The following is an 18,209-nucleotide window of genomic DNA, read 5'->3' on the forward strand; positions in this document are numbered from 1 at the left end:
CGACGTGAGGAGAAGGCATGTCCCTCGAGGTACCCGCCGCCCTGCTGGAGCGGGCCGAAGCCGGCCAGGTCGACGACGCCGAGTTCGTCGACTGCGTACGCCAGTCCCTGCCGTACGCCTGGTCGGTGGTGTCCGAGGTGGCCGCCGCGGCACAGGGCACCACGGCCGAGTTCGCCGATCACGCGGTGCCGCCGCCGAGCGAGGCCGAGCGCGGCCAACTGCTGCGGGCGCTGGCCAGCGACGCGATCCGGGGCGGCCTGGAGCGTCACTTCGGGGTGAAGCTGGCCTTCCAGAACTGCCACCGGGTGGCCGCGTTCAAGCTCGCCGCCGTCGGCGGCGACACCTACCAGGAGTTCATCTCGCCCGTCGCCCAGCTGCGCAACCAGTCACCCGAGCTGCGTGACTGCTGATCCGACGGCATCGGCTGGTCCGGCGGCATCGGCTGGTCCGGCGGCATCGGCTGGTCCGGCGGCATCGGCTGGTCCGGCGGCATCGGCTGGTCCGGCGGTGACGCCGGACCAGCCGGCGACGGCGACCGTCACCGGCCAGGCGACAGTGGCTGCCGGCGTCCGGCGGACGCCGGCAGTGGACCTGTTCCTGCTGGCCGCGCACGGGATACCGGCCACCGTCGACTACGCCCGCGCCGCCGAGGCGGCCGGCTTCGGCGGCGTGTGGCTCGCCGAACACCACTTCATCTCGTACGGCCGGTGCCCGTCCGCGACCACGCTCGCCGGCTACCTGCTGGGCGCCACCAGCCGGCTCGCCGTGGGTACCGCCGCCGCCACGCTGTCCACCCGGCACCCGGTCGCGCTCGCCGAGGAGGCGATCCTGCTGGACGCCGCCTCCGGCGGCCGGTTCCGGCTCGGGGTGGCGCGCGGCGGCCCCTGGGTCGATCTGGAGGTCTTCGGCACCGGGCTGCGCCGCTACCGGCACGGGTTCGCCGAGTCGCTCGATCTGCTGCGGCGGTGGCTCTCCGGTGCCGCGACGGTCGACGCGGACGGGGAGTTCTTCAGCTTCCGCCCGGTGCCGGTGGTGCCCCGCCCGGCCGGGCACGTGCCGGTGTGGGTGGCCGCGACCTCCCCACCGACGGTGGCGCTGGCGGCCAGTCGTGGCCTGCCGCTGCTGCTCGGCGTGCAGGACGACGACGCGGCCAAGGCCGTCACGTTGGCCCGCTACGCCGAGGTGGCGGCTGCCCACGGGCACGACCCGACCACCGTGCCGCACGCCTCGGTCCACCTGGTCGGGCTGGCCGACGACCGGGCCGCCGCACAGCGCCGGCTGCGTCGGGAGTTGCCGCCGTGGCTGGCCACCACCCGCGAGTACGTCCGCATCGACGGCTCCCCACCGGCGCACCGTGACCTCGACGCGTACGTCGAGCACCTGCTGCGGGTGCATCCGGTGGGCAGTGCGGTCGAGTGCGCCGATCGACTCGCCGCGAGTGCGGCGACGACCGGTGTGCACCGGCTGCTGCTGATGGTGGAGGGCGCCGGGGCGGGCGCCACCGCCGACCTCGTCGCCGCCCTCGGCACCGACGTCCTGCCCAGGATCACCGCGACGGAGCACCGTGCGGCAGCGGAGCTACCCGCAGCACTCACCCGAGGTTGAGCTGCCCGCCCCGACGGCGGCCGGCCGGCCTTCGGCGGAGGCCCCGAGCTGGTCGGAATCGCCCTTGACCACGTACACCTCCCACGGCTCGTCGCCGGGGCCGCGCACCCACACCTTGTCCTGCACGGCGTAGCAGCAGGTGGTGTCGTTTTCGCTGAGGGTGATCAGACCGGCTTCGCTGAGGCGGTCGGTCGCGGCGGTGACCTCGGTGCCGTCGAACACCTCGACGCCGAGGTGGTCCAGGACCGTGGGCTGGTCGGGTGCGCCTTCGAGCAGCACTAGCTTCAGCGGCGGCTCTTCGATGGCGAAGTTGGCGTAGCCCGGCCGACGCTTGGCCGGCTCGGTGCCGAACAACGTGGTGTAGAACGCGACCGACCTCTCCAGGTCGGCGACGCGCAGGGCGAGCTGGACACGGGACATCCCGTACCTCCAGGTTTGTTTAGATGGATGTCTAGTCAATGAGCTTGCCTCTTGACTTGATGATTGTCAAACTAGACGGGTGTCGAGCCAAGAACTGCCGGTCGTGCCCGATCTGTCGACCTGCTGCACCCCGTTGACCGACGAGGCGCTCACCGACGACGTGGCGGCGAGCCTGGCCCGCGGCTTCAAGGCCCTCGGTGACCCGGTCCGGTTGCGCCTGCTGTCCCTGATCGCCTCCCGGGCCGGCGGTGAGGTGTGCGTCTGCGACCTGACCGACGCGTTCACCGTGACCGGGCCGACGATCTCTCATCACCTGAAGGTGCTGCGGGAGGTCGGCCTGATCGACTGCCAGCGCCGGGGCACCTGGGTCTACTACTGGATCGTGCCGGACCGGCTCGCCGCCCTGTCCCGGCTCCTCGACGTCCCCGTCGGCGCTGCCGCTGCCGCCGGGAGCATCAGGTGAGCGCCGCACCGCAGGCCCGGCCGGCGACGGTGGCGTCGATGACCGACGCGCACCGCGACGCCGTGCTCGCCATCTACCGGCATGGGATCGCCACCGGCGACGCCACGTTCGAGACCGAGCCACCCACCTGGGAGACGTTCACCGCGACTCGCCTGCCCGCACACCGCTGGGTCGCGCTCGACCCCGCCGGACCGGACGCGGTGCTCGGCTGGACGGCCTGCACCCCGGTCTCCGACAGATGTGTCTATGCCGGCGTCGTCGAGCACTCCGTCTACGTCCATCCCGACGCCCAGGGGCGCGGCGTCGGCCGGCTGCTGCTGCACCGGCTGATCGCCTCGACCGAACAGGCCGGGATCTGGACCATCCAGTCCGGGGTGTTCCCGGAGAACACCGCCAGCCTCGCCATGCACCGCGCCTGCGGTTTCCGCGTCGTCGGCACCCGCGAACGCCTCGGTCGCCAGCACGGCCGCTGGCGCGACGTGCTGTTCCTCGAACGTCGCAGCCCCACGATCGGCTCTTCGGACGCGGTGCGCTGGTGATCCCGTTGGGAAACAACTGGGGCACCAATCCCATCCACGAGTTGTTTCCACCCTGGACCGTCCGCCTCCCCTGGTGGAACATGTGTGGGCACGCATTCGCCGGACACGGACCGGAGGAGTGGCACGGTGGGAGACACGAACGAGTTTCGCCACACGTTGCGCCAGCAGCGGATGGCGCGGGGGCTGTCGCAGGACGCGCTGGGTGCGGAGATCCACGTCAGCGGCAGCCAGGTCGGCAACTACGAGGCCGGGCGGTCGATACCGCCGGACGACGTGGCCGCCGCCATCGACGCCGTCCTGGGCACTGGCGGCACCCTGCGTCAACAGGCCGCCATCGCACGCAAAGAGGCCGTGGCACCGTGGCTTCGCCCGTGGAAGGACAGCGAGCGGCGTGCCGTGCTGCTGCGCTGGTTCGAGCACTCCATCATCCCCGGGCTGCTGCAGACCGAGGCGTACGCCCGGATGGTGATCGCGGCCGGGCCGCACACCGAGGTGCAGGTGGAGGAGATGACCCGGGAGCGGCTGGACCGCCAGGCGGTCCTCGACCGGGCCGAGCCGGTCGCGTTGACCGCGATCCTGGACGAGGCCGCGTTACGGCACGGCCCGCCGGCGGTGATGAAGGACCAACTCGATCACCTGGTCGACATCGGCCACCGGTCGACCGTGCACGTGCGGGTGGTGCCGTTCGACGCCGGGCTGTATGCCGGGCACGCCGGGGCGTTCGCACTGGCCATGCTGCCGGACGGCGGGACCGTGGCCTACCTGGACGATCAGATCGAGGGCCGGGTGGTCGCCCGGGCGGGCGAACTGCGCCGCCTGGTGACCGTGTGGGAGCGCATCTGCGCGCGAGCGCTACCCTGTGACCAGAGCCGCGCCCTGATCCTGAGATTGGTCGATGAGTATGAGCAGCAAGCCAAACTGGCGCACGAGCAGCCGGTCCAGTTCTAACGGCGGTGCCTGCGTCGAGGTGGCGGACAACCTGCCCGGCCGCGTCCTGGTCCGCGACACCAAGGACCGCGACGGTGGCACGCTGACCTTCGGGCCGCACGCCTGGCGGTCGTTCGTCGCCGAGGTCGGCCGCAGGTCCTGAGACTTACCGGCCCTCCCCGCCGGTGGTCAGGCGTCGTCGGTGAGGGCGGCGTGCAGGGCGCCCGGCAGATCGGGGTGGCGGTAGGTGAATCCGGCCTCGGTCAGCACGCCGGGTAGCACGCGGGAGGAGCTCAGCGCCTCGGTGGCGAACTCACCCAGCACCACGTGCAGGGCGAACGCCGGAATCGGCATGATCGCGGGCCGGTGCACCGCCGCGCCGAGCGCCTTGCCGAACGCCGCGTTGGTCACCGGGGCCGGCCCGACCACGTTCACCGGTCCGGAGATGTCGTCGCGTTCCAGCAGGAATGTCACCGCCCGCAGCCAGTCCTGCATGGCGATCCACGGCACCCACTGCCGCCCGCTGCCCAGCTTGCCGCCAAGGCCGAGCCGGAACGGCAGCAACTGCGGCTTGAGTAGGCCGCCGTCGCGGTCCAACGGCAGCCCGGTGCGCAACCGGACCACCCGTACGCCCGCGTTCTCCGCCGGCCCGGTCGCCGCCTCCCAGACCCGTGCGACGTCGGCCAGAAAGCCCTCACCGGCCGGGGCGTTCTCCTCGACCGGCTGGTCGCCGGTGTCGCCGTACCAACCGATCGCGGAGGCGTTCAGCAGCACCGCTGGCCGGTCCGTCGCCGGGAGCCCGGCGATCGTGGTGGCCAGCGTGGTGGTGCTGTCGACCCGGCTGGACCGGATCAACGCCTTGTAGCTGTCGGTCCAGCGTTTGTCGCCGACCCCCGCCCCGGCCAGGTTGATCACCGCGTCGATGCCGGTGAGGACCGCCGGGTCGAGCTGGCCGGCCGACGGTGACCAGCTGGCCTGCGCCGGGCCGTGGGCCGGCCGTCGGACCAGCTGTACGGTCTCGTGTCCGGCGGCGTGCAGGTGGTCGGTGAGCCGAGTGCCGAGGAAGCCGGACGCGCCGGCCAACAGGATGCGCATGGTGACATCCTCGCTGATAGCGGTGGCGACGCATGCTGGCAGCCGCGATCCGGCACGAAGCGGCGTCGGGTGCCGGCCGAATTCGGCCGGCACCCATCATGGTCGCCTCGTCTCGTCGAGCCGGTCAGGGCTCGTCGAGCCGGTCAGGACAGGCCGAGCTCGGCCTCGAAAGACCCCGCCTCCAGCCGCTCCTTGACCGCGCTGAGGAACCGGGCGGCGTCCGCGCCGTCCACCAGCCGATGATCGTAGGACAGCGCCAGGTAGACGAACGACCGGGGCGCGATGACCTCGCCCAACTCCGGGTCGTCGACCACCGCCGCCCGCTTGACCACCGCACCGGTGCCGAGGATCGCGGCCTGCGGCAGCGGCACGATCGGCGTGTCGAACAGCGCGCCCCGGCTGCCGGTGTTGGTCAGCGTGAACGTCGCCCCGGAAAGCTCGTCCGGCCCGATCTTGTTGGTCCGGGTGCGCTCGGCCACATCGGCGATCCGCCGGGCCAGCCCGCCCAGGTTGAGGTCTCCGGCGTCGCGGATCACCGGCAGCAGCAGGCCCTTGTCGGTGTCGACGGCGATCCCGAGGTGCTCGCCCTCGGGATAGGTGATGGTGCCGGCGTCCAGATCGATGGACGCGTTGATCACCGGGTAGGTGCGCAGCGCCTCCACCGCGGCGAGGGCGAAGAACGGCAAGAAGGACAGCTTCACGCCGTGCTTGGCCTGGAAATCACCCTTGACCCGGGACCGTAGCCGGGCGATCCGGGTCACGTCGACCTCGACCACCGTGGTCAGCTGGGCCGAGCTCTGCAGCGACTCGTACATCCGCTTGGCGATGACGGCTCGGATCCGGCTCAGCTTCTCGGTGCGTCCGCGCAGCGGGCTAGGCTGCGGCTTGTCCGCCGGTGCCGCCGCCGGCTTGCCCGCCGCCTGCTCTTGCGCCGCGGTCCGGGCCTTTTCGGCGGCGGCCCGGGCCGCCTCGGCCGCGCTCAGCACGTCCTGCTTGCGGATGCGCCCGCCGACACCGGTGCCGTGCACATCGGCGAGGTCGACGCCCTGCTCGGCGGCGAGCTTGCGGACCAGCGGGGTGACGTAGCCGCCGCCGTCGCCGTTGGCGCTCGCCGGCGGGGACGCCGGCTGAGCGGACCGCTGCGCCTCGGCCGGCTTGGTCGCGACCTCGGTGGCCGGTGCCGGGGTGGCGTAGGAGGCACCGGCCGGGGCGGGTGCCGGCGCGGGCTGCTCCGGCTGGGCAGCCGGAGCCTGCTGCTCGGCCTTGGTGATCGGCGCGGGCTGCTCGATCGGGGTCGGCTCGGGCGCGGCGGCCGGTGCTTCGGGCTCCGGCTCGGTGGCCGGCTCGGCGGGGGCGGCCTGTGCCGAGCCGATCAGCGCGAGTTCGGCGCCGACGTCGGCGGTGTCGTCCTCGGCGACCTTGATCTCCAACAGGGTACCGGCGACCGGCGAGGGGATCTCGGTGTCGACCTTGTCGGTGGAGACCTCCAGCAACGGTTCGTCGACCTCGACCGAGTCGCCGACCTGCTTGAGCCAGCGGGTGACGGTGCCTTCGGTGACGCTTTCGCCCAGCGCCGGCATGGTGACCGCGGTGGCGTCGCCACCGGCTGCTGCCGACGATCCGCCGGACGGGGCTGCGGCCGCCGGCTGCGCCTCGGGCGCCGCGGGCGCGGCCGGTTCGGGCTGGTCCGGTCCGGCCGGCTCCGGTCGGGCGGCGGCCGGGGTCTCGGCGGCGGGCCGCGCGGCGTCCTGGCCGTCGCCCTCGTCCGCGCCGGAGATGACCGCGAGCTCGCTGCCGACCTCGGCGGTCTCGTCCTCGCTCACCACGATCCGGCTGAGGACCCCGGCGGCGGGCGAGGGGATCTCGGTGTCGACCTTGTCGGTGGAGACCTCCAGCAACGGTTCGTCGACCTCGACCGAGTCGCCCTCCTGCTTCAACCAGCGGGTGACGGTGCCCTCGGTGACGCTCTCGCCGAGCCGGGGCATGGTGACCGATACCGGCATATCTACAAGACTCCTCTAGTCAGGCGTGTGCGTGCAGCGGCTTGCCGGCCAGGGCCAGGTGGGCCTCGCCCAGCGCCTCGCCCTGCGTGGGGTGGGCGTGCACGAGTGGGGCGACGTCGGCCGGATCGGCCTCCCAGTTGTAGATCAGCTGTGCCTCGCCGATCAGCTCGCCCACCCGGGCACCGACCAGGTGCAGGCCGACCACCGGGCCGTCGACGAGCCGGACCAGCTTGACGAAGCCGGCGGTCTTGAGAATCTGACTCTTGCCGTTGCCGCCGAGGTTGTAGTTGTAGGTCTTGATCTTGTCAGCCCCGTACTGTTCCTTGGCCTTCGCCTCGGTGAGTCCGACCGAGGCGAGCTCCGGATCCGAGTAGGTGACCCGTGGGATGCCGCTCTCGTCGATGACCGCGGGCTTGCGGCCGGCGATCTCCTCGGCGACGAAGATGCCCTGCTGGAAGCCCCGGTGCGCCAGTTGCAGGCCGGGCACGATGTCGCCGACGGCGTAGACGTTCGGCAGGTTGGTCCGCATCCGCTCGTCGGTGAGTACGAATCCCCGGTCCATCCTCAGGCCCTGTTCCTCGTACCCGATGTTGGCGGTGGTCGGACCGCGGCCGACGGCGACGAGCAGTAGTTCCGCCTCCACCGTCTGGCCGCCGGCGATGGTGAGCCGGACCCCGTTGTCGGTCTTTTCGACCTTCTCGAACGGCTTGCCGGTCTTGAACGCGATGCCGCGCTTGCGGAACGCCCGTTCCAGAGCCTTGGAGGATTCCTCGTCCTCGGCGGCGACCAGCCGGGGGAGCGCCTCGACAATGGTCACGTCGACCCCGAAGGAGCGCCACACGCTGGCGAACTCGACGCCGATCACCCCGCCGCCGAGCACGATCGCCGACGACGGCACCCGGTCGAGTTCGAGAGCGTGCTCGCTGGTGAGGATCCGCTTGCCGTCGACGTCCAGACCGGGCAGCGTCCGCGAGTACGAGCCGGTGGCCAGGACCACGTTGCGCCCGGTGTAGCGGGCGCCGTCGACCTCGACGGTGTCCGACGCGACCAGCCGGCCGGTCCCCGCCACGTAGGTGATCTTCGCGGACTTGATCAGGCCCTGCAGGCCCTTGTACAGGCGGTCGACCACCCCGCCCTTGTAGCTGTTCACCCCGGCCATGTCGATGCCGACCAGTTCCGCCTTGACGCCGAACTGCTCCGACTCGCGGGTGTTGTCGGCCACCTCCGCCGCGTGCAGCAGGGCCTTGGTGGGAATGCAACCCCGGTGCAGGCAGGTGCCGCCGACCTTGTCCTTCTCGATCAGCGCCACCGACAGATCGAGTTGGGCGGCACGCAGGGCAGCCGCGTAGCCTCCACTACCGCCGCCGAGGATGACCAGGTCGAAGGTCCCGCCGTTCGGCTCACTCACAGTTCACTCCCAGATCGCGTCGCTGCACCGGAGGGGCCGTCCCACACGTCGCCTGATGGAACGGGCAGACTTACCTCGGTCATCTTGTCACTTGTAGTGTCTGAACGCTCAACGAGGTGCCCAAGGACACGTCGCCGCAACGTAGGCTTGCGTTGTTCGTCGATCCCGGTGTGGGCAACAGGTTGGGGAGGAGATCGTCGGTGGCGTGGTTTCGTCGGCGTAAGCAGACAAGTGGGGCGCCCGGCGGGCGGCCGGCGAATCGTGTCGATCTCGAGCACCTTGAGGAGTTCGTCCGCAGTCGCCGGGGCGTCGAGGCGTTCATCGAACCCCGGACCACCGTGACCGAGACCACGGTGATGCTCATCGCCTACGACGGCGAGTGGACCCGCCGCCGGGTCGACGGGCCGGAAGGCGCCCGCCGGTTCGCCCACAAGATGGCCATTCCGGTGTACGACGTCGCACTTGTCGGTTATCCGCAGCGGATGCGCGACTTCAACGAGCGTCGCAAGCGGGCGGCCGGCTGACCCGGACCGGCGGCTGACCGGGCCGGCGGGTCCGGTCAGCCGTTGTCGGCGATGTCCTGCACCAACTGCACCAGGGTGCGCACCGGCACCCCGGTGCCGCCCTTGCTCCAGTAGCCGGTCGGCTCGCCCGAGTGGTATGCCGGACCGGCGATGTCGAGGTGCGCCCAGGCGACCGGCTCGGTGACGAACTCCCGCAGGAACACGCCGCCCTGCAGCATGTGCCCGGCCCGGTCCATCGCCGAGTTGACCTGGCAGATATCGGCCACCTCCGACTCCATGCCCTTGCGTACGTCCTCGGGCAGCGGCATCGGCCAGATCGGCTCGCCCACCGCCTCCCCGGTGGCCTTCAGCCGGGCACACAACTCGTCGGTGCCCATCACGCCGGCGATCCGCTTGCCCAGGGCGACCACCTGGCCGCCGGTGAGCGTGGAGGTCTCCAGCAGGTAGTCGCAGCCGTCGGCGCAGGCCCGCGCGATCGCGTCGGCGAGCACCATCCGGCCCTCGGCATCGGTGTTGAGCACCTCCACCCGCTTGCCGTTGAACATGGTGATCACATCACCCGGCCGGTACGCCGTACCCGAGGGCATGTTCTCCGCCATCGGCAAGTACGCGGTGACCGCCACCGACGGTTTCAGCGCGGCGATCGCCAGCATCGCCGCACCGACCGCGGCGGCACCGGCCATGTCCGACTTCATCTCCCACATGCCCTGCGACGGCTTGATCGAGACACCGCCGGTGTCGAACGTGATGCCTTTGCCGACCAGCGCCACCCGTGGCCGGTCGGCGACCGGACCGCCCTCCGGCGTGTACGAGATGATCACCAGCCGGGGCGGCGCCGCCGAACCGCCGCCAACGGCGAGCACGCCCCCGTACCCGCCGTCGGCGAGCGCCTGTTCGTCGAGCACCGTCACGTCGAGTCCGGCCGCGCCGGCCGCCGCCTGCACCGCGTCGGCGAAGGTCGGCGGGCGCAGCTCGTTCGGTGGCATGTTCACCCAGTCCCGGCCGGCCATCACCGCGGCTGTCACCGCCCGCGCCCGGGCCACCTCGGCCTGAGCGGCCGGCTCGGTGGCATCGGTGACGTGCACCGCCACCGAGCCGACCGGCCGCCGTCGACCCGGCTGGGGACGGGTCTTGTATCCGGCGAACCGGTAGCTGCCCAGCAGGGCACCTTCGGCCACCGCACGGAGCGCCGCCGGGCCGTCGGCGTCGTCCGGCACCGGTAGCACCAGGGCGACCCGTCCGGTTCCGGCCAGCGCCCGAACCGCGCAACCGGCGGCCCGGCGCAGTGTTTCGGGCGCCGGTGCGGCGCCCGATGGCTCCGGCCCGAGACCGACCGCGACCAGCAGCGGCGGTCCGATCGTGCCGAGTGTGGCCAGTTTGACCACCTCGCCGGCGGCGCCGGTAGCGCCGAGCAGCGCCAGTGTCTCGGTGAGTTTGCCCTCGAACGCGACCGCGATGCTCTCCGCGCCGGTCGCCAGCAGCAACGCGGGTCCAGCGCCCGCGGCGGCGCCCGCCGCGTCCCCGTCGGCAGATCCGTCCTGGCTGTGTACGCCGATGACGAGTGCGTCGACGGCCAGCTCAGCGGGATCGGTGTCGACGAGGTCCAGGGTGGTGGTGGGTGATGTCACGCGGCGTCTCCGGCAGGTCGGCCGGCCGCTTTGTGGGCAGCCGGCGGGTCGGTCTCCGGCGCAACCTAATCCGCCGGACAGGGTGATGTCCCGCCGATGCTAACCACCGGCGAACCTGCCGGTAAGTTGCCACCCATGGCCGAAACGCCCATGACCGCGACCGGCGGACCACGTCGGTCCCCCTTGCACGGGCGGCACGTCGCGCTCGGCGCGAAGTTCGCTGCCTTCGGCGGCTGGGAGATGCCGGTAGCCTACGCGGACGGCGGCGTGCTGCGTGAGCACGAGGCGGTGCGCTCTGCCGTCGGCGTGTTCGACGTGTCCCACCTCGGCAAGGCGAGGATCACCGGCGCCGGTGCGGCGGCGTTCGTCAACTCGTGCCTCACCAACGACCTCGACCGGCTCACCGCCGGCCAGGCCCAGTACACGCTCTGCTGCGACGAGGCCACCGGCGGGGTGGTCGACGACATCATCGCCTACCGGTACGCCGACGACCACGTGTTCCTGGTCCCGAACGCGGCCAACACCGCCGAGGTGGTGCGCCGCCTGCGGGCGGCGGCCCCGAACGGGGTCACGGTCACCGACGAACACAGCGGGTACGCCGTACTGGCGGTGCAGGGCCCGGGCTCGGCCGAGGTGCTCACCGGGCTCGGGCTGCCCACCGGGCACCCGTACATGAGTTTCCTGACCGGCCGGCTCGCAGCCGGCGTCGCCGAGGTGGTGGTGTGCCGCACCGGCTACACCGGCGAGCACGGCTACGAGCTGGTGGTGCCGGCCGCGCAGGCAGGTGAGGTGTGGGACGCGTTGCTCGCCGCGCCGGGCACGGTGCCGCCACGCCCGTGCGGGCTGGGTGCCCGGGACACGTTGCGGACCGAGATGGGCTACGCCCTGCACGGACAGGACCTTACACCGGAGATCACCCCGGTGCAGGCCCGGCTGGGGTGGGCGGTCGGCTGGCGCAAATCCACCTTCTGGGGACGCGAGGTGCTGTCGGCGGAGAAGGCAACCGGGCCGGTCCGGTTGCTGTGGGGCCTGGAAGCGGTGCGACAGGCCATCCCGCGAGAGGGCATGGCGGTGCTGCGTGACGGCGTCCGGATCGGCGAGGTGACCAGCGGTACGTTTTCGCCGACCCGCAAGCTCGGCATCGGCCTGGCGCTGCTGGACACCGCTGCGGTGGCCGGTGACGCGGACGGCACCGAGGTGCAGGTGGACCTGCGCGGCCGGCTCGCGCCGATGCGGGTGGTACGGCCGCCGTTCGTGCCGTCGTCGGTACGCTGACCCTGACCCCCGTACCGATCCGACCAGCCAAGTCAGTCCTGGTCCGACCGGCTAAGTCAGTTCTGGTCCGACCGGCTAGGTCAGTCCTGGCCCGGCCGGTTTCGGTTGCCGCCGTCAGCACCGCCTCGGTCCAGCCGCCCTCGACCATCCGGTCACCGGCCAGCAGAGCCCAGTCGATCACGTTCGCGGTGTCCACCACGACCGGACTGCCCACCCGTACCGTCGGGTCGCAGGCCGCGTCGACCGTGCTCGCGGCGACTATCCGGCCCGGGTTGGGCCAGCCGGTGACGCTGGCCCAGACGTACTCGTGCCCGTCGTGCGCGGTGAGCCCGTATTTGACCAGCAGCTGGCCGTCGGCCGGTAGGGAGTCGGCGAGGAATCGGGCCCGGACCTCGCCGAGCGATCGCCGGGCGGCCGCGATCGCCTGGGCCATCGCGTCGCTGGGGCGGGCGTAGTGGATCTCCGGTTGTCCGGCACCGAACAACTCACCGCAGATCATCGCGAAGTAGTCGCTGTTGCCACCGGCCGCGACCTGATCGGGCGGGCCGAGAGTGAGAAACGAGTCGGCGTCGGGGTCGGTCGACGGGTCGAGCGCGATCCGTAGCAGTGCCGAACCGGCCGAGCCGTGCCGGTCCTGATTGCCGTACGCGACCGCGATGTCGTGTCCGCTGACCGGCAGTTGCACGGGCAGCTGGACGAACGGCGGTGGGTCCGGCTCGCTGAGCGCCTCGGTCCAGATGCGTAGCAACCGGCGCGCCGCCCCGGTCATGATCGCCCCCCACGCCCGGACGTAGCGTGGTGGTACCTGCTGCGCCTGCAGCTCCAGCAGGCCAAAGCGGCGTAACCCCTTGGTGGTGAACCACAGTCCGCCCTCGTCGGGGGAGTAGGGCACCAGGATCCAGTCGACCAGACGAATCCGGCCGTCGCTGTCCGGCAGTGACGCCAGCGCACCGGCCGGGTCGAGGAACTGCAGGCCGAACAGGTCGATCACATCCACATCGAGCGGATCGGCCAGCGCGGCCGCGACCGCGCGGGCGGCCCACTCGTGCGCCGGCGGCCAACCCGGCCGATAGCTGGCCTGCACCACGGCGCAACGCTCGGCGCTGCGTAGCCGGGCCAACTGCCCACCGGTCGCCCCGAACGCGGCGAGCAGGTCGGGTGGCAGCTCGGGCAGTTGCGCCACCGGCCGGGTCACCACGTTCAGCAGCGGACTACCGAGCATCTGCCCGGCCAGGTCGCGGACCGGGCCGGGCAGTCGGGTACCGAGGCGGTCCAACGCGTCCAAGGGGTCGGACAGACCGGCGGACGACGGCACGATCGGGACCAGGTAGGTGGCGGTGAGCGACTCCGGCACCGGAACCGGCAGCAGCAGGTCCTCCGAACTGGCCATGGATGCTCCCCGGATCGTTTCGACTGGCGAGGTGAACGCTACTCTGCGGCCGGCCGGGGCCGGGTGCGGTTCGCCGGCCGGCGGCCGGCGGCGTCTCCCGGCCGTCTCCCAACCGTCACCTGGCCGTCACCTGGCCGTCACCAGACCCAGGTAGGCCAGGGTCGTGGCGATCTCCACCCCGGCGCCGAGCACGTCGCCGGTGATGCCGCCGAAGCGGCGTACCAGATGACGCAACAGTCCCGACCACACCAGGATCGTCAGCAATACCACCAGCGGACCCTGCCACGGCCGGCCGGGCAGGGCCGGCACCGCGACCACGGCGACCAGCGCGGTGCCGGCAAGCGTGACCAGCCGGCCCTGGGTGCCGGCGACCAACGCGCCCAGCCCGTCCGGACGGGCCGCCGGTACCCCACGGCGGCAGGCCCAGGTGACGGCCAGCCGGCCGGTGCCGACGGCGGTGGCGACCGTGGCCAGCACAGCCGGCCAGGGCCGGTCGGCCGGTACGGCGGCCAGTGCGCCGGTCTGCAGGAGCAGCACCAGCACCAGCGCGGTCACGCCGAACGGGCCGATGTCCGCCCGCCGCATGATCTCCAGCGCGGCAGCGGGTGGGCGGTGTGCGCCGAGGCCGTCCACGGTGTCGGCCAGCCCGTCCAGGTGCAGCCCTCGGGTCAGTGCCGCCGCGAGCGTGGTCGTCACGGCCGCCGCGACCAGCACCGGTGCGCCAGCGCGGGTCGCGGCGAGCAGTGCCAGGCCCAGCGATCCGCCGAGTCCGATGCCGATCGCCGGCGCGACCGCCATCGCGACCATCGCTGCGGGCCGGTCCACCACGGCCGGGCGCAGCGGCAGCACGGTGAAGGTGGTGACGGCGAGGCGTAGCCCGGCGCGGACCGTTGCGGCGGAGCCGGCCGGTCCGTCGACGGGCCGGCCGGTGGTCACCGGGCCGGGGCGTTGCTGGCTGGTCCCGGCCCGACCGGCTCCGGCTCGACGACGTCGACCGGTTCGTGGTCCACCGGTTCGGCTGCGGCCTGCCCGGTGTCGGGCTCGGCCAGCGCGGGATGCTCGCCGAGGGCGCCGGCGAGGGCGAGGACCGAGCGCAGCAGCGGCAGCGCGGTCAGCGCGGCCGTGCCCTCACCGAGGTCGAGTCGCAGGTCGACGACCGGGGCCAGCCCCAGTACGTCGGCGGCGTGTTTGACGGTCGGCTGGTGACCGTGATCGGGCAGCAGGCACCAGTGCCGTACCTGCCCGGCCAGGTCCCTGGTGACCAGCGCGGCGGCAACGCCGACCGGACCGTCCAGCAACACCGGGATCCGGTTGGCGGCGGCCCCGAGCAGCACGCCGGTGGCGACCGCGATGTCCCCGCCACCGTACTGGCTCAACACCTCGCGGGCGCTGCGGGTGCCGCGGCGGGTGCGGCGCAGCGCGTCACGGACCGCCGCGCAGCGCGACATCCACGCGTTGTCGTCGATGAGCCCGCCCGGGGCGGGTACCCGGCCCAGCAGCCCGGCCGGCTCCGCCCCGGTGGTGGCGGCCAGCACCGCCGCCGCCGCGCCGGCGGCACCGCAGCCGCAGGCCGCCAGCACGATCAACTGGGTGCCGGTCCGGCCGGCCTGCTCCGCCAGCTGCCAGCCGGTGGCGAGTGCGGTCTCGACGCCGGCGTCGTCCAGAGCCGGCCCGTCCTCGATCGCCGCCGCCGCTGGCGCGTCGACCACGGTGACCGCCGCGCCGGCCGCGGCCGCCAGATGAGCCAGCGGCCCCTGTCCGGCCCGGACCTGCGCGGCGCGGCGGGCGGCCTCGGCCGCGCTGTCACCGGCGGCGACGCCACCGGCGTGATCGCCGTGTACGACCATCACCTGCACGGCATCCCACGGCTGTGGGGTCGGGGTGTCCTGGACCGTGGCGGCGAACGCGACCACCCGTTCGAGCGCGCCGAACCCGGCACCGGGCTGATCGAGGCGGCGCAGCCGCTCGCCGCTGGCCTTGCGCGTCCGCTCGACGGGCATCGGCAGCTTCATGCCGGGGGTGATCGGCGGTGGCTGCGTACCAGGCGGTGTCGATGCTGGCTGTCTGCCGTTGCCGGTGGTGGCGGTGGCGGCGGTGGTGGGCACTTCCCCCGAGGGCTCGCCAGCGGCCGAGGGCTCGCGGGCGGCGGCACCGAGGGCAGGTCCGTCCGCCGGCCCGGCCGCATCGTCGGCCGGCTTGAGCCGTAGCGGCTGGCCGGCGAGCACCAGGACGACGGTGTCGCACACCTTGGCCACGGCCTGGTTGGTGGTGCCGAGTGCGTCGGCGAAGGCCCGCCCGACCGGGGTGGTCGCGACCAGTGCCAGCCCGACCTCCGGGCTGACCAGCACCAACCTGGCGGCGCAGGAGCGCACCGCGGTCGCCAGTTCGGCGATGGTGGCCTGGTCGTCGGCCGGTTGTCGGGCCGGGTCGAGCAGCAACGTCACCCAGCCGCCGAGGTCGTCGACGAGCAGCGTCTCGTCTTCACCAGCGGCGGTGAGCAGCTCGACGAGCTGGGCCGGGTGGGTCGCGACCTCGTCCGTGTGCCAGGCCTGCGGCCGGCGTTGCCGGTGCGCCGCGATCCGAGCGGACCAGTGCGGATCGTCCGGATCGGTGGCACCGGTGGCCACGTACCGCACCGCCGTCGCACCGGCGAGCAGGGACTCGGCGTAGCGGGACTTGCCGGACCGGATCCCGCCGAGTACGAGAACGGTCCTCCACCCGTCAACGGACATGCCCGTCACCTTACGCGCGCACGGTACACCGGTCGCGGCTGGTCACCCGCGGCGAATCCGGTGCGGCCGGCGGTCGGTGGGCGCGATTAGGCTTGCGGGGGTTCATCGTCGAGAGGAGCTACGACATGCCATGGAGTTGGCGGTACGAGGACACGGAGGGCCGGCCCGCCGACGGCCCGGCCGAGACGTTCGGCACCCAGGCCGACGCCGAGTCCTGGATCGGCCAGACCTGGCGTGAGCTCGCCGCGACGGGCATCGGCACGGTCGAGTTGCTGGAGGACGACCGGCCGGAGTACCGGATGAGCCTGTTACCAACCGGCGAGTAGTGGAGGCGAAAGAACCGGTCTGGCTGCCGAGTCCGGTCTTTCTGGGCTTGGTCGCGTTGGTGCTCGGCAGCGGCGCGTTGGCCTGGTCGGGCGGCCGGTACGCCCGGGTGGCGGTCTTCGTCCTGGTGGTGACCGGCTGGCTGGTGTCGTTGTGCCTGCACGAGTACGCGCACGCGGTGACCGCGTACCGGTTCGGCGACCGTAGCGTGGCCCATCGCGGGTACCTGACCCTGAATCCGTTCAGGTACAGCCACCCGTTGCTGTCCATCGCCCTGCCGGTGCTGGTGGTGCTGCTCGGCGGGATCGGGCTGCCCGGCGGTGCGGTCTGGGTCGACCGGCACCGCATCCCGGGCCGGCTACGGCACACCCTGGTCAGTCTGGCCGGCCCGGCGGTCAACGTGACCCTCGCCGTACTGCTCGCGGTGCCGTTCGCGACCGGCGTCGACGTGGCGGCGCGTCCACCGTTCTGGGCCGGGATCGCGTTGTTGGGATTTCTGCAGTTGACCGCGAGCGTGCTGAATCTGCTGCCGGTGCCTGGTCTGGACGGCGGCAACACGATCCAGCCGTGGCTACCGCCGAGTTGGCAGCGGGCCTACCAACTGCTCGCGCCGTTCGGTTTCATCGGCCTGTTCGCCCTGCTGTGGGACGACCAGGTGGGCGGGGTGTTCTTCCGGGTCGTCTACGCCCTCGGTGACCTGCTCGGGCTGCCGGCCCCGCTCTACGGCCTCGGCCTGCAGTTGGTCCGGTTCTGGTCGTAGGACCAACTGCAGGAGCCGATTGGCTACGGTCGACTCGCCGGGCTGACCGTCTTGCCCGGATCGCGCTCGACGATCGAGTCCAGAACGTCGTCGATCGCCTTCAGCAGACCGCTGTCCAACTGCACGCCGCTGGCCTTGACGTTGTCGTGGACCTGTTCGGGCCGGGTGGCTCCGATGATCGCCGACGACACGTTCGGGTTCTGCAGCACCCAGGCGAGCGCGAGTTGGGCCATCGACAGCCCGGCCTGCTCGGCCAGCGGCTTGAGCTGCTGCACCGTGCTCAGCGTCTGGTCGTTGAGGAACCGGGAGATGAACATGGCACCGCCGGACTCGTCGGTGGCCCGGGAGCCGGCCGGCGGTGGCTGTCCCGGCAGGTACTTGCCGGTGAGTACGCCCTGGCCCAGTGGCGAGAAGACGATCTGGCCGATGCCGAGCTCCTCGCTGGCCGGCACCACCTCGGCCTCGATCACCCGCCACAGCATGGAGTACTGGGGCTGGTTCGACACCAGCGAGATCTTCAGCTCACGGGCGAGCGCGTGACCCTGCCGGATCTGCGAGGCGTTCCATTCCGATACGCCGATGTAGTGTGCCTTGCCGGAATGCACGATGTCGGCGAACGCTTCCATCGTCTCTTCCAGCGGGGTGGCATGGTCGAACCGGTGCGCCTGGTAGAGATCGACGTAGTCGGTCTGCAACCGGCGGAGCGATCCGTTGATCGACTCCATGATGTGCTTGCGGGACAGGCCCCGGTCGTTCGGGCCGGGGCCGGTCGGCCAGAAGACCTTGGTCAGGATCTCCAGGCTTTCCCGGCGCTCGCCGCGCAGCGCCCGGCCGAGTACCTCCTCGGCCCTGGTTCCGGCGTATGTGTCGGCAGTGTCGAAAGTGGTGATGCCCGCGTCGAGCGCCGCGCGCACGCAGGCCTTGGCGGCTTCCTCCTCCACCTGTGAACCGTGGGTGATCCAGTTTCCGTAGGAGATCTCGCTGACGAGCATGCCGGAGCGGCCTAGGTGTCGGAATTCCATCCCCCAACACTAGTGGCAGGTCGGGCGGCGGGCACCGGCGAAGCCCGGCCGGTCCAGCGGTAAATCGATCTCGCACGGCGACCGACGGACCGGC

At 72.2% G+C, this 18,209-nt stretch carries 18 protein-coding genes and 1 pseudogene; 10 read left to right on the plus strand and 9 right to left on the minus strand.

From position 1 onward, the window contains the following. The first annotated feature begins 17 nt into the window (after positions 1–17). On the plus strand, positions 18–410 hold the full coding sequence (locus tag ACN27F_RS29105; protein WP_421438671.1) for an SCO5389 family protein: 393 nt from the start codon (positions 18–20) through the stop codon (positions 408–410). Between the two features lie 97 nt (positions 411–507). Continuing rightward, the gene (locus ACN27F_RS29110; RefSeq protein ID WP_421438672.1) at positions 508–1,605 is read left to right on the plus strand and encodes an LLM class flavin-dependent oxidoreductase; all 1,098 of its coding nucleotides are present in this window, start codon (positions 508–510) and stop codon (positions 1,603–1,605) included. Here the strand turns inward: ACN27F_RS29110 and ACN27F_RS29115 are convergent. Then, the gene (locus ACN27F_RS29115; protein WP_421438673.1) at positions 1,579–2,025 is read right to left on the minus strand and encodes an ArsI/CadI family heavy metal resistance metalloenzyme; all 447 of its coding nucleotides are present in this window, start codon (positions 2,023–2,025) and stop codon (positions 1,579–1,581) included. The genes ACN27F_RS29110 and ACN27F_RS29115 overlap by 27 nt on opposite strands. Positions 2,026–2,104: 79 nt before the next feature. Between ACN27F_RS29115 and ACN27F_RS29120 the strand changes: the two genes are divergently transcribed. The 4 genes from ACN27F_RS29120 to ACN27F_RS29135 all read left to right on the plus strand — a co-directional run bounded on the left by ACN27F_RS29120 (position 2,105) and on the right by ACN27F_RS29135 (position 4,117). Then, the gene (locus ACN27F_RS29120) at positions 2,105–2,488 is read left to right on the plus strand and encodes an ArsR/SmtB family transcription factor (RefSeq protein ID WP_421438674.1); all 384 of its coding nucleotides are present in this window, start codon (positions 2,105–2,107) and stop codon (positions 2,486–2,488) included. Positions 2,489–2,526: 38 nt separating this feature from the next. Next, positions 2,527–3,027 (plus strand): GNAT family N-acetyltransferase, encoded by a 501-nt coding sequence (locus ACN27F_RS29125; RefSeq protein ID WP_421440519.1) that lies wholly within the window; start codon positions 2,527–2,529, stop codon positions 3,025–3,027. Positions 3,028–3,153: 126 nt separating this feature from the next. Continuing rightward, positions 3,154–3,975, plus strand: a complete 822-nt coding sequence (locus ACN27F_RS29130; RefSeq protein ID WP_421438675.1) for a helix-turn-helix domain-containing protein — start codon at positions 3,154–3,156, stop codon at positions 3,973–3,975. Continuing rightward, complete coding sequence (locus tag ACN27F_RS29135) at positions 3,929–4,117, plus strand: DUF397 domain-containing protein (RefSeq protein WP_421438676.1); 189 nt, start codon at positions 3,929–3,931, stop codon at positions 4,115–4,117. The genes ACN27F_RS29130 and ACN27F_RS29135 overlap by 47 nt, the downstream gene beginning before the upstream one ends. Before the next feature lie 26 nt (positions 4,118–4,143). Here the strand turns inward: ACN27F_RS29135 and ACN27F_RS29140 are convergent, their stop codons facing one another. From ACN27F_RS29140 to lpdA, 3 genes are all read right to left on the minus strand, one after another. Continuing rightward, positions 4,144–5,049, minus strand: coding sequence for a TIGR01777 family oxidoreductase (locus tag ACN27F_RS29140; protein WP_421438677.1), 906 nt, complete (start codon positions 5,047–5,049; stop codon positions 4,144–4,146). Positions 5,050–5,192: 143 nt separating this feature from the next. Next, positions 5,193–7,052, minus strand: a complete 1,860-nt coding sequence (gene sucB / locus ACN27F_RS29145) for a 2-oxoglutarate dehydrogenase, E2 component, dihydrolipoamide succinyltransferase (protein ID WP_421438678.1) — start codon at positions 7,050–7,052, stop codon at positions 5,193–5,195. 19 nt (positions 7,053–7,071) lie between these two features. Continuing rightward, the gene (lpdA, locus tag ACN27F_RS29150; protein WP_421438679.1) at positions 7,072–8,460 is read right to left on the minus strand and encodes a dihydrolipoyl dehydrogenase; all 1,389 of its coding nucleotides are present in this window, start codon (positions 8,458–8,460) and stop codon (positions 7,072–7,074) included. Positions 8,461–8,660: 200 nt separating this feature from the next. On the opposite strand from lpdA, the gene ACN27F_RS29155 reads away from it, so the two are divergent. Then, a complete protein-coding gene (locus tag ACN27F_RS29155) occupies positions 8,661–8,984 on the plus strand; it encodes a hypothetical protein (RefSeq protein WP_421438680.1) in 324 nt (107 codons plus the stop codon). 35 nt (positions 8,985–9,019) lie between these two features. Here the strand turns inward: ACN27F_RS29155 and ACN27F_RS29160 are convergent, their stop codons facing one another. Further along, positions 9,020–10,612, minus strand: a complete 1,593-nt coding sequence (locus ACN27F_RS29160) for a leucyl aminopeptidase (protein WP_421438681.1) — start codon at positions 10,610–10,612, stop codon at positions 9,020–9,022. 135 nt (positions 10,613–10,747) lie between these two features. On the opposite strand from ACN27F_RS29160, the gene gcvT reads away from it, so the two are divergent. Then, the gene (gcvT, locus tag ACN27F_RS29165; protein WP_421438682.1) at positions 10,748–11,887 is read left to right on the plus strand and encodes a glycine cleavage system aminomethyltransferase GcvT; all 1,140 of its coding nucleotides are present in this window, start codon (positions 10,748–10,750) and stop codon (positions 11,885–11,887) included. Between the two features lie 109 nt (positions 11,888–11,996). Here the strand turns inward: gcvT and ACN27F_RS29170 are convergent. From ACN27F_RS29170 to ACN27F_RS29180, 3 genes and pseudogenes are all read right to left on the minus strand, one after another. After that, a pseudogene (locus ACN27F_RS29170) lies at positions 11,997–13,277 on the minus strand (DUF2314 domain-containing protein); the annotation flags it as partial. Between the two features lie 126 nt (positions 13,278–13,403). Next, complete coding sequence (locus ACN27F_RS29175; RefSeq protein ID WP_421438683.1) at positions 13,404–14,213, minus strand: adenosylcobinamide-GDP ribazoletransferase; 810 nt, start codon at positions 14,211–14,213, stop codon at positions 13,404–13,406. Next, positions 14,210–16,009, minus strand: a complete 1,800-nt coding sequence (locus ACN27F_RS29180; RefSeq protein WP_421438684.1) for a bifunctional adenosylcobinamide kinase/adenosylcobinamide-phosphate guanylyltransferase — start codon at positions 16,007–16,009, stop codon at positions 14,210–14,212. The genes ACN27F_RS29175 and ACN27F_RS29180 overlap by 4 nt, the downstream gene beginning before the upstream one ends. Positions 16,010–16,134: 125 nt before the next feature. Between ACN27F_RS29180 and ACN27F_RS29185 the strand changes: the two genes are divergently transcribed. Both ACN27F_RS29185 and ACN27F_RS29190 read left to right on the plus strand, forming a co-directional pair. Continuing rightward, complete coding sequence (locus ACN27F_RS29185) at positions 16,135–16,335, plus strand: hypothetical protein (protein ID WP_421438685.1); 201 nt, start codon at positions 16,135–16,137, stop codon at positions 16,333–16,335. Continuing rightward, entirely contained in the window at positions 16,335–17,093 is a 759-nt protein-coding gene (locus tag ACN27F_RS29190) for a site-2 protease family protein (protein ID WP_421438686.1), read from the plus strand. The genes ACN27F_RS29185 and ACN27F_RS29190 overlap by 1 nt, the downstream gene beginning before the upstream one ends. Before the next feature lie 23 nt (positions 17,094–17,116). Here ACN27F_RS29190 and ACN27F_RS29195 read toward each other — a convergent pair whose 3' ends face one another. Beyond that, positions 17,117–18,115, minus strand: a complete 999-nt coding sequence (locus ACN27F_RS29195; RefSeq protein ID WP_421438687.1) for an aldo/keto reductase family protein — start codon at positions 18,113–18,115, stop codon at positions 17,117–17,119. Positions 18,116–18,209: the final 94 nt, after the last annotated feature.

It is taken from the genome of Solwaraspora sp. WMMB335 (assembly GCF_049179075.1).
In the GTDB taxonomy this organism is placed as follows: Bacteria; Actinomycetota; Actinomycetes; order Mycobacteriales; family Micromonosporaceae; genus Micromonospora_E.